Genomic DNA, 13,124 nt, shown 5'->3' on the forward strand with positions numbered 1-13,124 from the left:
CCGCCAACCGGCGGGGCCTATGATCGGCCATGGCTGCACGCTGGTACTTCGGCTGGAACATCGTCGCCGCGGCGGCCTTCCTCACCCTCCTGTCGACGGGCATGCGCCTGAGCTTCGGGCCCTTCTTCCTGCCCATGGCGCAGGACCTGGGCTTCAGCCGCAGCCTGCTGGCCAGCATCGTCGCGGCGGGCATGCTGGCCTACGGCCTGGCCATGCCGCTGGCCGGCGCGCTGATCGCGCGCTTCGGCACCCGTCCGGTCCTGCTGCTGGGCAACGGCCTGGTCGTCGGCGCCGTGCTGTGGACGGCGGCAACCAAGGATGCCGTCGGTTTCCTCCTCGCGTTCGGCCTGCTGCTGTCGGTCGGGCTGGCCTTCACCAGCCCGGTGGCACTGACGCCGGTGATCAGCCACTGGTTCACGCGACGGCGCGGCATGGCGCTGTTCTTCCTGTCCACCGGCTCGATGGCCGGCATGGCGCTGATGACGCCGGTGCTCAGTGTCGCGATCGAGCACGTCGGCTGGCGCGCCACGCTGGGCGGTTTCGCGGCCGTGTTCACGGCATTCACGGTGCCGGCGGCCGTGTTCGTGGTGCGCGACGGCGCCCCCGAGCACACCGACCTGGACCCGGCGGAGTTCGCGGCCCAGCGGGCCCGCGGCGGCGCCCCGCCGGCGAGCCTCAAGCTGCGCGAGGCGATGCGCACCGCGCCCTTCTGGAAGGTCTTCTTCGGCCTGTTCGCCTGCGGCTTCAGCATGAACCTGCTGGGCACCCACGGCATGCCGATGCTGATGGACCATGGCTTCGACGCGTTCACCAGCTCAATGGGCATCGGCCTGATCGGCTTCGTCGCGATCGCCGGCACGCTGGTGCTGGGCCGGGTGGCCGACCGGCTGCCGCGCCGCCACATCCTGGCGGCGATCTACTTCGTGCGCGGGCTCGGGTTCTTCGCGCTGGTGATGGTGGGCACGCACTGGGAGCTGTACCTCACCTCGACCATCGGCGGCCTGGTGTGGGCGGGCAGCATCGCACTGTCCTCGGCCATCCTCGCCGACGTCTACGGCGTGCGTCTGGTGGGCGTGCTCTATGGCATGGCCTACATCGGCCACCAGATCGGGGGGACGCTCGCTGCCTGGCTGGGCGGCTGGGGCTACGAGCGCTACGGCACGCACTGGATCGCGTTCGGTGCCGCCGGCGTGCTGCTGACGGCGGCCGGGCTGGTGGCGCTGCAGCTGCCGCGCAAGGGGTTCACGCTGATGGCCGCCCCGGCCCGCGCCTAACCCTCATCCTGGCGGTGGTGGCACGTCGCCGCGAACGGTGCGCGGGGCCGTCCCGCCGCGCCGTTGGCGTCACCTGCCTGCAAGCGAACCGCCAGGGCTGCGCGCGACAATCGCGCCACGGGGAGGACGTGTGTCTCTGAAGTCCGGTGTTGCAGCATGGCAGGCCCAGGCGATCGCCGCCGCGCGCCGGCCCATGGTCCGCGAGGGCGCGCGCGACGCCGTCCCGATGGCCATCGGGATCGCGGCCTGGGGCTTGGTGGCGGGCGTGGCCATGGCCAAGAGCGGAATGGGCGTGCCGCTGGCCATCTTCATGTCGCTGGCCGTCTATGCCGGCTCCGCGCAGATCGCCGCACTGCCCCTGATCGCGGCCGGCGCGCCGGCCTGGGTGGTCTGGGCCACCACGTTGTGCGTCAGCCTGCGGTTCATGGCGTTCAGCTTCCACTACCGGCCGTTCTTCGCGCACCTGCCCCGGCGCCAGCGCGTCGCGCTCAGCTTCCTGATGGGCGACACCAACTTCGCGCTCTTCATGCGGCGGTTCCCCGAGCCCGCGCCGGGCCACCGGCACGAGGACTATTTCCTGGGCAGCGCGCTGGTGACGTTCGCCGTGTGGCAGCTGTCCATCATCACGGGCATCGTCGCGGGCCACGGCATTCCGGTGTCGTGGGGCCTGGGGTTCGCAGGCACGATGGCCTTGCTCGCGCTGACCTGCACGCAGCTGAACAAGCCGCTCACCTGGGTGGCGGCACTGGTCGCCGCCTGCGCAGCGGTCGCGGCGTACGCGCTCCCCCTGAAGCTGAACATCGTGGTCGCGATCGCGGCGGCGGTCGCCGTCGGCGTCCTCGCCGACCGGGCGCCGGCGCTGCGCGGGAAGGCCAGGCCGTGAGCCCGCTGGAGATCTTCTTCACCACGGTCGGCATGGCGCTGATCACGCTGCTGTGCCGGGCCTTCTTCCTGCTGCCCCGCCAGGAGCTGCCGATGCCGGCCTGGCTGCGCGAAGGCCTGCGCTACGCGCCGCTCGCGGCGCTGGCGGCCGTCGTCGCGCCGGAACTGGTGATGACGCAGGGCCACCTGATCGACACCTGGCGCGATGCGCGCCTCTTCGGCGCCCTGGTGGGCCTGGCGTTCTATGCCTGGCGGCGCAGCCTGTTCGGCACCATCGTGTGCGGAACCGGCGTGATGCTGGCCTTGCGGTTCACGCTCGGCTGGTAGGCACCACGGCGGCCCCGGAGGCGGCCCTGGTGGCAGCTCCTCGCGCCGCGACCCGCCGCTCGCCCTGCGGTCCTGCCGCGGGCGTGGTCGGCCCGACGGTGAGCAAGGCTGCCGGCCATCCGGCTGCCGCGCTCCCGGCCCGCCAGGCAAGCCTGCGCGATCAGCGGCGCGCCTCCAGCGCGCCGTCCGCCGGGCGGACGTGGTCGGCCAGGTGCTGGTACACCGTGGCGATCCGCCTCAGGTGCCGCGACTCCGGATGCGCGAGCAGCCACAGCGTCGACTCGCAACCGTCCAGCGGATCCGTCAGTGCCCTCAGCTGCGGTTCCACCTGGAGCATGAAAGCCGGAACCACGCCGACGCCGGCGCCGCTGCGGATCGCGTCCACGACCCCGACGATGCCGTCGGCCAGATAGCGCGGCGTCACCTTCGGGAATGCCCGCACGCGCCAGCGGACGCTCGGGTGGTCGGGCATCGACTCGTCGGGGGCGACCCAGTCCTGGGTGTCCAGCCCGCGCCGCGCCGGCGTGCCGCGCAGGCCGGCCACGACGAAGCGGATCCGTCCGAGCTCGCGCCCCACCAGGTGCTGCGGCGGCTTGGGCGTCGCGCGCAAGGCGATGTCGGCGTCGCGCTTGGTGAGGTTGCTGAGCCCGTTGTGGGCCTGCAGTTCCAGCTGCAGCAGCGGATGTGCGCGCGCCAGTGACGGCAGGCACGGCAGCACCAGGCCGCGCAGCACCGAATCGGTGGTCGTCAACCGCACCCGGCCGGCGACCGCGGTGGCTGCACCGCTGGCCGCGACCTGCGCGGCGTCGAGTTCGGCCTCGACGCGCTCCGCATGGCGCGCCAGTTCCAGCGCCGTGTCCGCCGGCAGGTAGCCCTGCCGGTTGCGCTCGAACAGTCGCTGGCCCAGCTGCTTCTCGAGCCGCTGCAGCGCCCGGAACACCGTCGAGGGATCGCTGCCGCTGCGGGCCGCCGCCTGGGCGAGCGTGCCGCCGCGGACGAGGGCAAGGACGATCTGCAGGTCGGCGGCGGTCAGCTGGTATTGCGACGGTGCAATCGAGCGTTTCATCATTGCCTATTTTCGTTGCGCGGCTGCAATTCTAGAGTGCGGGCTCCTCCACCCACAGGTCTCTACAACCATGCATTCTTCCGCGCCTCCCCCCAACGCCGCAGCCGCCACCCTGCTGCGACTCGCCCTCGGCTCCATGTGGATCAGCCACGCGCTGCTCAAGGTGCTCGTGTTCACGCTGCCCGGCTCGGCCCGGTTCTTCGACTCCGTCGGATTGCCCGGCGTGTTCGTGTACCCGGTGGTCGCGGCCGAACTGCTGGGAGGGCTCGCCCTCCTCGCCGGGTTCTACGGCCGGCAGTGCTCGCTGCTCCTGCTGCCCATCCTCGCGGTGGCCACGTGGGTGCACCTTCCCAACGGCTGGGTGTTCACCGCGCCGAACGGCGGCTGGGAATACCCCGCCTTCCTGCTGTCCGCCTCCGTGGCGCACTGGCTGCTGGGCGACGGCGCCTACGCCGCCCGCCGCAGCAACCTGCTCGTGCCTGCCTGATCCCGTCCACCTTCCACCAGGAGATCCTCATGAAGCTCTACTTCTCGCCCGCGTACTGCTCGCTGGCCGTCCACATCGCACTGCGCGCCTCCGGCCAGCCCTTCACCCTGACCAGGGTCGACACCGTGGCGGCGCGCGCGGAGGACGGCACCGACTTCCGCACGATCAACCCGCGCGGCTACGTGCCCGTCCTGGAACTGGATGACGGCAGCCGCCACACGGAGGTGGCCGCCCTGCTGCAACATGTGGGTGACGCGGCGCCGGACAGCGGCCTCATGCCGCCATCCGGCAGCCGCGAGCGCTTCGAGGTGCTGCAGTGGCTGACGTTCATCTCCAGCGAACTGCACAAATCGTTCAGTCCCTGGCTCTTCCACCAGGACACCGCCGACAGCACCCGTTCCGCCGTCAAGCAGAAGATCAGGCAACGCCTGCGCGATCTCGACGACCACCTAGCCGCACGGGACTGGCTGGCTGGCGGACGCTTCACGGTGGCCGACGCCTATGCGTTCACCATCCTGCGCTGGGCGCCCATGGTCGGCATGTCGCTCGGAGACTTCCCGCGGCTGCCTGCCTACCTGGGCCGCATCGCGGCGCTGCCTGCGGTCCATGCCGCGCTGCTCGCCGAGGGCCTGGTGCGTGCCTGAGTCCCTGACCCTCGTCAGCCACGCGCTGTGCCCCTATGTGCAGCGTGCGGCCATCGTGCTGCTGGAGAAGGCCGTGCCGTTCGACCGGCGCTGGGTGGACCTGGCCGACAAACCCGCCTGGTTCACGGCGATCTCGCCACTCGGGAAGACGCCCGTGCTGCTGGTGGATGACGATCCGGTGTTCGAGTCGGCCGCCATCTGCGAGTACCTCGACGACACGCTGGCGCCGCGGCTGCATCCGGAACCTGCGCTGGAGCGGGCCCGGCACCGGGGCTGGATGGAGTTCGGCTCGTCGTTGCTGAACACCATCGCGGCCTTCTACGGCGCAGCCGACGCGCAGTCGCTGCAGCGCCAGCGCGAGCAGATGCTGGCGCGCTTCGCCCAACTCGAAGCCGCGCTCGAGGGGCAGGGGCCGTGGTTCGCCGGCGCCCGCTTCAGCGTGGTCGACGCGGTGTTCGCGCCTGTGTTCCGCTACATCGACGCGTTCGAAGCCGCCGGGGTGTGCGGCTGGTCCGATGGCATGCCCCGGCTGCGCGCGTGGCGTGCTGCGCTCGCGCAGCGACCTTCGGTCCGGCAGGCGGTGCTGCCGGATTTCCCTGCCCGGCTGCGTGCGTTCCTGCGCGCGCGCAACAGCGAACTGTCGCGGCGGCTGGCCGCATGCGAGGGCGCCTGAGCGCGGCTCCCCCGGGGGCACCGCCGCGTGGCGTCCCCCGGCTGGCGGCAGGCACGCCGGGGCACGTCGGCCGCATCGCCGCCCCAAGGTCGATCAGACCCTGCCTCGAGCGGGTGCGGCCTGCGGCGCGCTACAGTTCCTGCAAGCGATGAAGCCCGGTGGATGTCCACTGCACCCGGCAGAAGCCCCATCCGCCGGAACCGGCGTCATGACAAGGAACCTCCGTCCATGAGCCGACTTCGCGACGCCTGGCGCCGCTTCGGGCACGCCGCACTGAGCACGCCCGGCCTTCGGGTGGTGCTGCTGGCCATCCGCAACTACGTCCTGCACCAGAGTGCCAACCAGGCCGGCAGCCTGGCGTTCTCGTCGGTGCTGGCGATGTTCCCGCTGCTGATCCTGTTGTCCGCCTCCGCCGCCTTCTTCGGTCAGCCGGGCGACGCGGCGGCCCTGGCCGACCGCGTCATGGGCTATGCGCCACAGGTGGTGCGCGACGCGATGCAGCCGGTCATCCAGCAGGTGCTGGCGCAGCGCAACCAGACCCTGGTGACCATCGGCGTGCTGGCGACGCTCTGGACGGCCTCGTCCGGCATGCAGGCAGTCCGTTCGGCGCTGAACCGGGCCTACGGCATCGACCGCGGGCTGGCCTTCTGGAAGGCGCGCATCAAGGTCACGCTGTTCACGGTCATCGTCGGCACCGGCGTTCTGGTCGCCTTCAGCTCCGTGGTGATCATGCCGTACGTCTGGCGGCTGCTGGCGGCGAATGCGGACCCGGGGCCGCAGCGGGTCTGGCTCGACTACGGCGTGCGGTATGGCGCGGCGTTCCTGGTCCTGGTGGTGCTGTACGCCTTGCTGTACGGCTGGCTGCCGGACATCCGGCAGCGGCTCTACACCGTGCTGCCGGGAGCGCTGGTGGGGGCCGCCCTGTGGGTGGCGGCAGCCTCCACCCTGTCCTACACGTTGCGCACGGTCGGCAAACTGGCACTGCTCTATGGCAGCTTCGCCGGGGTGGTCGCCACGCTGGTGTTTCTCTACATCAGCGCGACGACGCTGATCTTCGGCGCCGAGATCAACGGCGTCCTGCGGGAAGGCGCGTCGCCAGAGCAGGAGCCCGCGGGTTAGACGCGCAGCGGTCGCCCGTGTCGCGGGCGCTAGCCACCGGCCAGGGCGAAATCCACCGCCGCCCTTGCATGGAGCGCCGTGCTGTCCAGCAGCGGCAGGCTGCTGTCCTGCTCGCGGACCAGCAAGGTGATCTCGGTGCATCCCAGGACCACCGCCTCCGCGCCGCGCGCCCGCAGTGCATCGATCGCCTGGCGGTAGATCTCGCGCGAGCTGTCGCGGATGACGCCCTTGCACAGCTCCTCGTAGATCACGCGGTGGACCTCGGCCTGCGTGTCCGCCGGGGGCACCAGGACCTCCAGCCCGTGGCGCGCGGCCAGCCTGTCCTTGAGGAACGGTTCGCGCATCGTGAACCCGGTCGCCAGCAGTCCCACCTTGCGGCAGCCCAGCGCCTGCGCCGCCCGGCCCGTGCTGTCGGCGATGTGCAGCAGCGGCAGGGCGCAACTGCTCTCGATCGCGTCCGCCAGCTTGTGCATGGTGTTCGTGCACAGCACCAGGGCCTGCGCACCGCCGGCCGCCAGCCGGCGCGCACTGTCCACCAGCATGGTGGCGGCAGCATCCCAGTCGCCCTGGTGCTGGGCCTGCGCGACCGGGGCGAAGTCCACGCTGTGCAGCAGCAGGTGCGCCGAGTGCAGGCCGCCCAGGCGGCGGCCCACCTCCCGGTTCATCAGTGCGTAGTACACGGCGGTAGACTCCCAGCTCATTCCGCCGATCAGCCCGATCACGCGCATTCCAGTTCCTCCAGGTCCTTGACGATCCCGTCATCGTGCCGCGGACGGAACCCGGGCTCTATCAGGAAATTGCAGACGACCATGGCCGCTTCCTTGCAAGTCGAACTGCTGCCGCGGGCCGCCTACAGCGCGAGCGACACGGCGGCCGACTGCGTCCTGGGCATCGCGCTCGAGCCCCAGCGCGGGGTCCACGCCATCGACTCCGACCGCCGGGCCGACTTCCACAGCCGCTTCGGCGAGCTGTCGTTCAAGCCGGCGGGGCTGGGCGTGTTCTCCGAATCCGCCGAAGGTGGCGAGTACCTGCTGGTGCGCACCGGCGCGGCCGACGCACCGATGGCGGCCGGCCGTCCGCAGTGGCTGGCCGGTGCCGGCACGCTGGGTCTGGCCTTGCAGCTGCGCGCCGGCCTGCTCGGCGGCCTGGACGCTGCACGCGTGTCGGCGATGGCCGAGGCCTTCGTGTGCCATGCGTGGAACGATGCGGCCGCCGGGACCGGTGCGGTGGACAGCTTGCGCCGCCGCCTGCAGCCGGTGCTGCGCTGGATCGAGCAGGCCCTGGAGGAGGAACGCACGGCGGACCTGCGGCTGGAGGTCCTGGCCGGCGTGGCGGGGCAGGGCACGTTCCAGTTCCTGCGCGCCTTCTCCCGCGCGGTGGGCATGACGCCGCATGCGTACGTGAGCGAGCGCCGGTTGCAGCTGGCGCGGCGGATGGCGCGGATGGCGGATGCCGCCCTGGCGGACGTGGCCGCGGCCGCGGGGTACGCCAGCCAGTCGCACATGGGCGCGAGCTTCCGGCGCGCCCTTGGCCTCACGCCGGCGGCCTGGCGCGCGCGCGGCGGACGGCCGATCCGCGTCGCACCGGGCTAGGCATCCCTGCCACGGGGCACGGTGCTCGGGCGCCGATCTGCCTGCGCGCGGGCACCACGGCCGCCAGCATCGACAATGCGCGATGCGCAACCTCCTGACCGTCCTTCGCGCCGCCGCGCGCCCCAGGCTGCATCCCACCGGGACGGTGGAATGCGCGTTCCGCGTGATGCCGTGGGAGGTCGGGCTCCGCACGTTCAGGAGCGACCGCTATCTGGCCGTCGCGGAGGCCGCGCAGTTCGACTTCGTGACCCGCACCGGCCTGCTGCGGCCGCTGCTGCGACAGGGGATCGGCTGGGTGAACCTGGCGCAGGCCAGCGTGTTCCAGCGGCCCCTGCACCTGATGCAGCCATTCGTCGTGTCCACGCAGGTGGCGTGCGTCGACGACAGGCACGCCTACTTCTCCCATGCGTTCTCCTCCGGCCAGGGCCCGCATGCGCTGGTGCTCGTGAAGGCCAAGTTCAAGCAGGGCGGGCGGACGGTGCCGCCGGAGTCGGTGCTCGGCCCGCAGCCGCGGGAGAAGTCGGCCCGCATCCAGGCGCTGGACGGGCTGCTGCCCGGCGCCGGCTAGCGCCGCGCGCACGTCCGCCGCGCGGTCCGGCCGGGCTTCGCCCGCGCCGGTCGTCCGACGAAGCCCAGCAGGTCGACCGGGACGACCTGCTCGTGTGCGGCATCCGGCGCCGGAGCCGTCGTGTCCGCAACCCCGTCCCGGCGGGACGGCTCCCCTTGGCGCCTCGCAGGCCACATTGGCAGACGTCTGGACGGCCGGGCTGCGGACGCAAGGCCTCCTGCTGCGGCGGTGGCGGCGGCCCCGCCACGGTCCTACAAACGGCCGCGCAGGGGGCCGTTCATCATGGGTCCCCATTGCCCGGGTGGTGCCGCCCGGCCCGGCCGCGGAAGGCGCGACCATGCTGGGCACGCCGTCCGGATCGCAGGAGTCCCCCATGCCCCAGCCCCCGCAGCAACAGCAACCGCCCGGCGTCGAAGCTGCCCTGCGGCCGCAGGCCGACCACGGCGAGCACAGCTACCGCGGCAGCGGCAAGCTCCAGGGCAAGGTCGCGCTCATCACGGGGGGCGACAGCGGCATCGGGCGCGCGGTCGCGATCGCCTTCGCGCGCGAAGGGGCCGACGTGGTGGTGAGCTACCTCGACGAGGAGGACGATGCCCAGGAGACCCGTCGCTGGGTCGAGCAGGCCGGACGCCGCTGCCTGCTGGTGCCGGGCGACATCGCCGCGGCATCGCACTGCCGCCATGTCGTGCAGCGGGCGGTGGACGACTTCGGGCGCCTCGACATCCTGGTGAACAACGCCGGCTTCCAGATGGTGCGCCAGTCGCTGGACGAGATCTCCGACGACGAGTGGACCCACACCTTCGACGTCAACATCCACGCGCAGTTCTACCTGTGCAAGGCAGCGGTCCCGCACATGCGGCCGGGCGCGACCATCGTCAACACCAGCTCGGTCAACGCGACGAAGGCGCCGCCCTACCTGCTGGCCTACTCGGCGACCAAGGCGGCGATCGCCAACTTCACTGCCAGCCTGGGCCAGCTGCTGGCCGACCGCGGCATCCGCGTCAACTGCGTCGCGCCGGGGCCGATCTGGACGCCCCTGATCCCGTCGACCATGACCCCGCGGCAGGTGGAACAGGCCGGCCAGGACGTGCCGCTCAAGCGCATCGGCCAGCCGCGGGAGCTGGCGCCCGCGTTCGTGTTCCTGGCCAGCGAGGACTCCAGCTACGTGACGGGCGCGCTGTACGCCGTGACCGGCGGCACGCCGATGCTGTGACCGGCCGGGCGTCTCAGGCAGGCCGCACCGGGGTCCACTTCTCGTTGCTGCGCGCCGACGCTAGGACCGCTTCGATGAAGCGCACGCCGCGCGCGCCATCCTCGACCCCCGGGTAGTCGGCTTCCAGGGGATCGGGCGGCTCGCCGCGGCCGTGGGCCCGGATGGCTGCCGCAACGCCGAGGTAGACGTTCGCGAATGCCTCGATGAAGCCTTCCGGGTGCCCAGGCGGGATGCGGCCCGCACGCAGCGCGGCCGGATGCAGCCACGGCGCACCGCGCGTCAGCAGCCGCGCCGGGGCGTCGATCGGATGGTGCAGTAGGCGGTTCGGCTCCTCCTGCCACCACTCGAGCGTGCCCAGGGTGCCGGACACCCGCAGCCGCAAGCCGTTCTCGATCCCGGCGTTGACCTGGGAGGCCACCAGCACGCCGCGCGCACCGCCGGCGAACCGCAGCAGCACGTTGGCATCGTCGTCCAGCGTGCGTCCGGGGACGAGGGCGCTGAGGTCCGCGCACAGCGCTTCGATCTGCAGGCCGGTGACGGTGGCGACCAGGTTCTCGGCGTGCGAGCCGATGTCGCCCAGCGCACCGGCCCCCCCGGACCGGGCGGGGTCGTTGCGCCAGGTGGCCTGCTTGTTCCCCTCGGCCTCCAGCCGGGTGGACAGCCAGCCCTGGTTGTATTCGACGACCACCTTGCGCAGCTCGCCCAGCTCCCCGGCGCGGACCATCTCGCGCGCCTGCCGCACCATCGGGTAGCCACCGTAGTTGTAGGTGACGCCGAACACCGTGCCGCGCGCGCGCACGGCAGCGACCAGCGCGTCGGCCTGGGCCGCGTGGTGGACCAGGGGCTTGTCGCACACGACGTGGAACCCGGCGTCGACGAACGCCTGCGCCACCGGGAAGTGCAGGTGGTTCGGCGTGACGATGGAGACCAGGTCGACCCGGTCGCCGGGGCCGCGCCCGAGCTCGTCGGCCAGGAGCGCCTGCCAGTCGGCATGGTTGCGCTCCTCGGGCAGGCCGAGCTCGCGCCCGGAGGCCCGCGCCTTCTCCGGCGTCGACGAGAGCGCACCCGCGACCAGCTCGAAGGCTCCGTCGAGCGCCATCGCCTTGCGGTGCACCGCGCCGATGAAGGCGCCCTGGCCGCCACCCACCATGGCGTAGCGGAGCCTGCGTGGCGGCACGGTCACGGCGACTCCCGGGCGAAGGCGGCGTCGAAGGCGCCCGCCGCCGGCTTGAAGTCCAGGCGCCGGCAGAAGGCCGCGCTCTCGGCGGCCCCGTGCACCCGGTCCATGCGGCTGTCCTCCCACTCCACCGACAGCGGGCCGGCGTAGCCGATGTCGTTGAGCGCCACGATGATCGATTCGAAATCCACCATGCCGCGGCCGACGCTGCGGAAGTCCCAGAACCGCCGCGCGTCGCCGAAGCTGGTGTGGCCGCCGAACACGCCCACGGTGCCGTCGCCCTTGCCCCACCACACGTCCTTCATGTGGGCGTTGTAGATGCGGTCGGGAAACGTGCGGATGAACTTGACGTAGTCCACGCCCTGGTAGGCCAGGTGGCTGGGATCGAAGTTGAAGCCGAAGCGCCGGTGGCCCTTCACCGCCTCGATCGCCCGCTGGGTGGAGGCGATGTCGAAGGCGATCTCGGTCGGGTGCACTTCCAGCGCGAAGTTGACGTCCTCGCGCTCGAAGACCTCGAGGATCGGCAGGAAGCGCCGTCCGAAGTCGGCGAACCCCGCGTCCCAGTAGGCCTGGGTGGTGGGAGGAAAGGCGTAGGTGGCATGCCAGATCGAGGAGCCGGTGAACCCGGTGACGGTGCGCACGCCGAACCTGGCGGCCGCGCGCGCGGTGTCCGCCAGTTCCCGGGCCGCGCGCTGGCGCACGCCCTCGGGGTCGCCGTCGCCCCACACGTGCGCGGGGAGGATGGACTTGTGGCGTTCGTCGATCAGGTCGCACACGGCCTGGCCGACCAGGTGGTTGCCGATCGCCAGCGAGGTGAGGCCGTGCTGCGCGAGCAGGGCCCGCTTGTCGCGCACGTAGGCATCGCTCGCGAGCGCCTCCTGCACGTTGAAGTGGTCGCCCCAGCAGGCGAGCTCCAGGCCGTCGTAGCCCATGCGCTTGGCCAGGGGGGCGAGTTCGGACAGAGGCAGGTCGGCCCACTGGCCGGTGAAGAGGGTGACGGGTCTTGGCATTCGGCTGCTCCGTTGGCGGTACCAGGTCGCGCGCTGTGGCGGCGGCGCGACCTGCCTTGCGGGGGAGCGGCCCGGCGCCGCCGGGCCTGCCCGCACCGGTCGCGCGCCCAGGCTCAGAACGGCGAGTCCGGGAAGTAGAAGTCCTTGGCGTTCTGCCGGGTGATCAGCACCGACGGGATGATGGTCGTGGCCGGCAGCTTGTCGCCCTTCAGGCGCGCCTCGGCGGTGAGCTTCACGGCGTCGTAGATGAACTTGGGCGAGTACGAGACGTTGGCCTGGATCAGCGGATCGCTGCCGTCCATCAGCGTCTTGACCATGCCCTTGGCGCCGGCCCCGCCGAACACCAGCTTGATGTCCTTGCGGTTGGCCTGCTTGATGGCGCGCAGCACGCCCACGGCCATGTCGTCGTCGGCGGCCCAGATGGCGTCGATCTGCTTGAAGCGCGTGAGGAAATCCTGCGTCACCTTGAAGGCGTCGTCACGGTTCCAGTTGGCATGCTTGGCATCCAGCAGCTTCAGGTCGGGATGGTTCTTCAGCACGGCGTTGAAGGCATCCATGCGCTCGTTGTCGAGCGTGGTGGGGATGCCGCGCAGCGCCACGATGTTGCCCTTGCCGCCCAGCGCCTTGGCAATGTACTCGGCCGGAATCCTGCCGAAGGCGGTGTTGTCGCCGGCGACGTAGGCGTCCTGCGCGCTGGTGTCGGTCAGGCCGCGGTCGACCACCGTGACGTACACGCCCCTGGACTTGACCTGCGCGACCGGCTTGGTGAGCGCCGCCGACTCGAACGGGAAGATCACCAGGCCGTTGATCTTGTTGACCGTCACCAGGTCCTGCAGCTGGTTGGCCTGCTCGGACGCGTTGGCCGCGGTCTTGACGATCACCTGCAGGTTCTTGTGTTGCTTTTCCAGGTCCTTCTTGGCCTGGTTGGCCCAGTACACGATGCCGCCGGTGAAGCCGTGGGTGGCGGCCGGGATGGCCACGCCCAGCACCACCTTCTCGTCCTGCTTCTGCGCCAGTGCCGGCGCCGCGGCCAGCAGCGCGGCCAGGGCGGTGGCGCCCAGCGCCAGCCTTCGGTTCATCTTGGTCATTCTT

At 71.5% G+C, this 13,124-nt stretch carries 15 protein-coding genes; 10 read left to right on the forward strand and 5 right to left on the reverse strand.

The features are described from left to right. The first annotated feature begins 29 nt into the window (after positions 1-29). From VFE82_RS04685 to VFE82_RS04695, 3 genes are all read left to right on the forward strand, one after another. Positions 30-1,274 carry an MFS transporter gene (locus VFE82_RS04685; protein WP_324999081.1) on the forward strand — a complete coding sequence of 415 codons (1,245 nt, stop codon included), beginning with the start codon at positions 30-32 and terminating at the stop codon, positions 1,272-1,274. A 130-nt stretch (positions 1,275-1,404) separates the two neighbouring features. Continuing rightward, complete coding sequence (locus tag VFE82_RS04690; protein ID WP_324999082.1) at positions 1,405-2,157, forward strand: AzlC family ABC transporter permease; 753 nt, start codon at positions 1,405-1,407, stop codon at positions 2,155-2,157. After that, positions 2,154-2,483, forward strand: coding sequence for an AzlD domain-containing protein (locus tag VFE82_RS04695; RefSeq protein ID WP_324999083.1), 330 nt, complete (start codon positions 2,154-2,156; stop codon positions 2,481-2,483). The genes VFE82_RS04690 and VFE82_RS04695 overlap by 4 nt, the downstream gene beginning before the upstream one ends. A gap of 160 nt (positions 2,484-2,643) precedes the next feature. Here the strand turns inward: VFE82_RS04695 and VFE82_RS04700 are convergent, their stop codons facing one another. Further along, positions 2,644-3,549 (reverse strand): LysR family transcriptional regulator, encoded by a 906-nt coding sequence (locus VFE82_RS04700; RefSeq protein WP_324999084.1) that lies wholly within the window; start codon positions 3,547-3,549, stop codon positions 2,644-2,646. Between the two features lie 70 nt (positions 3,550-3,619). On the opposite strand from VFE82_RS04700, the gene VFE82_RS04705 reads away from it, so the two are divergent. From VFE82_RS04705 to VFE82_RS04720, 4 genes are all read left to right on the forward strand, one after another. After that, entirely contained in the window at positions 3,620-4,036 is a 417-nt protein-coding gene (locus VFE82_RS04705; protein ID WP_324999085.1) for a DoxX family membrane protein, read from the forward strand. Between the two features lie 29 nt (positions 4,037-4,065). Continuing rightward, positions 4,066-4,680 (forward strand): glutathione transferase GstA, encoded by a 615-nt coding sequence (gene gstA / locus VFE82_RS04710; RefSeq protein ID WP_324999086.1) that lies wholly within the window; start codon positions 4,066-4,068, stop codon positions 4,678-4,680. Beyond that, complete coding sequence (locus tag VFE82_RS04715) at positions 4,673-5,353, forward strand: glutathione S-transferase family protein (RefSeq protein ID WP_324999087.1); 681 nt, start codon at positions 4,673-4,675, stop codon at positions 5,351-5,353. The genes gstA and VFE82_RS04715 overlap by 8 nt, the downstream gene beginning before the upstream one ends. Positions 5,354-5,581: 228 nt before the next feature. After that, a complete protein-coding gene (locus VFE82_RS04720) occupies positions 5,582-6,472 on the forward strand; it encodes a YihY/virulence factor BrkB family protein (RefSeq protein ID WP_324999088.1) in 891 nt (296 codons plus the stop codon). Between the two features lie 29 nt (positions 6,473-6,501). Here VFE82_RS04720 and VFE82_RS04725 read toward each other — a convergent pair whose 3' ends face one another. Beyond that, positions 6,502-7,200, reverse strand: coding sequence for an aspartate/glutamate racemase family protein (locus VFE82_RS04725; RefSeq protein ID WP_324999089.1), 699 nt, complete (start codon positions 7,198-7,200; stop codon positions 6,502-6,504). A gap of 81 nt (positions 7,201-7,281) precedes the next feature. On the opposite strand from VFE82_RS04725, the gene VFE82_RS04730 reads away from it, so the two are divergent. The 3 genes from VFE82_RS04730 (at position 7,282) to VFE82_RS04740 (ending at position 9,845) form a co-directional block, all read left to right on the forward strand. Further along, positions 7,282-8,064, forward strand: a complete 783-nt coding sequence (locus VFE82_RS04730; protein ID WP_324999090.1) for an AraC family transcriptional regulator — start codon at positions 7,282-7,284, stop codon at positions 8,062-8,064. A gap of 82 nt (positions 8,065-8,146) precedes the next feature. Beyond that, the gene (locus tag VFE82_RS04735) at positions 8,147-8,632 is read left to right on the forward strand and encodes a thioesterase family protein (RefSeq protein ID WP_324999091.1); all 486 of its coding nucleotides are present in this window, start codon (positions 8,147-8,149) and stop codon (positions 8,630-8,632) included. 373 nt (positions 8,633-9,005) lie between these two features. Then, positions 9,006-9,845 (forward strand): glucose 1-dehydrogenase, encoded by an 840-nt coding sequence (locus tag VFE82_RS04740; protein ID WP_324999092.1) that lies wholly within the window; start codon positions 9,006-9,008, stop codon positions 9,843-9,845. A gap of 13 nt (positions 9,846-9,858) precedes the next feature. Here the strand turns inward: VFE82_RS04740 and VFE82_RS04745 are convergent, their stop codons facing one another. The 3 genes from VFE82_RS04745 to VFE82_RS04755 all read right to left on the reverse strand — a co-directional run bounded on the left by VFE82_RS04745 (position 9,859) and on the right by VFE82_RS04755 (position 13,120). After that, on the reverse strand, positions 9,859-10,995 hold the full coding sequence (locus VFE82_RS04745) for a Gfo/Idh/MocA family oxidoreductase (RefSeq protein WP_324999908.1): 1,137 nt from the start codon (positions 10,993-10,995) through the stop codon (positions 9,859-9,861). A 29-nt stretch (positions 10,996-11,024) separates the two neighbouring features. Then, positions 11,025-12,032 (reverse strand): sugar phosphate isomerase/epimerase, encoded by a 1,008-nt coding sequence (locus VFE82_RS04750; RefSeq protein ID WP_324999093.1) that lies wholly within the window; start codon positions 12,030-12,032, stop codon positions 11,025-11,027. Between the two features lie 113 nt (positions 12,033-12,145). After that, on the reverse strand, positions 12,146-13,120 hold the full coding sequence (locus VFE82_RS04755) for a substrate-binding domain-containing protein (RefSeq protein WP_324999094.1): 975 nt from the start codon (positions 13,118-13,120) through the stop codon (positions 12,146-12,148). Positions 13,121-13,124: the final 4 nt, after the last annotated feature.

Origin of the sequence: Ramlibacter sp., from assembly GCF_035655895.1 — a bacterium.
Taxonomy (GTDB): Bacteria; Pseudomonadota; Gammaproteobacteria; order Burkholderiales; family Burkholderiaceae_C; genus Ramlibacter.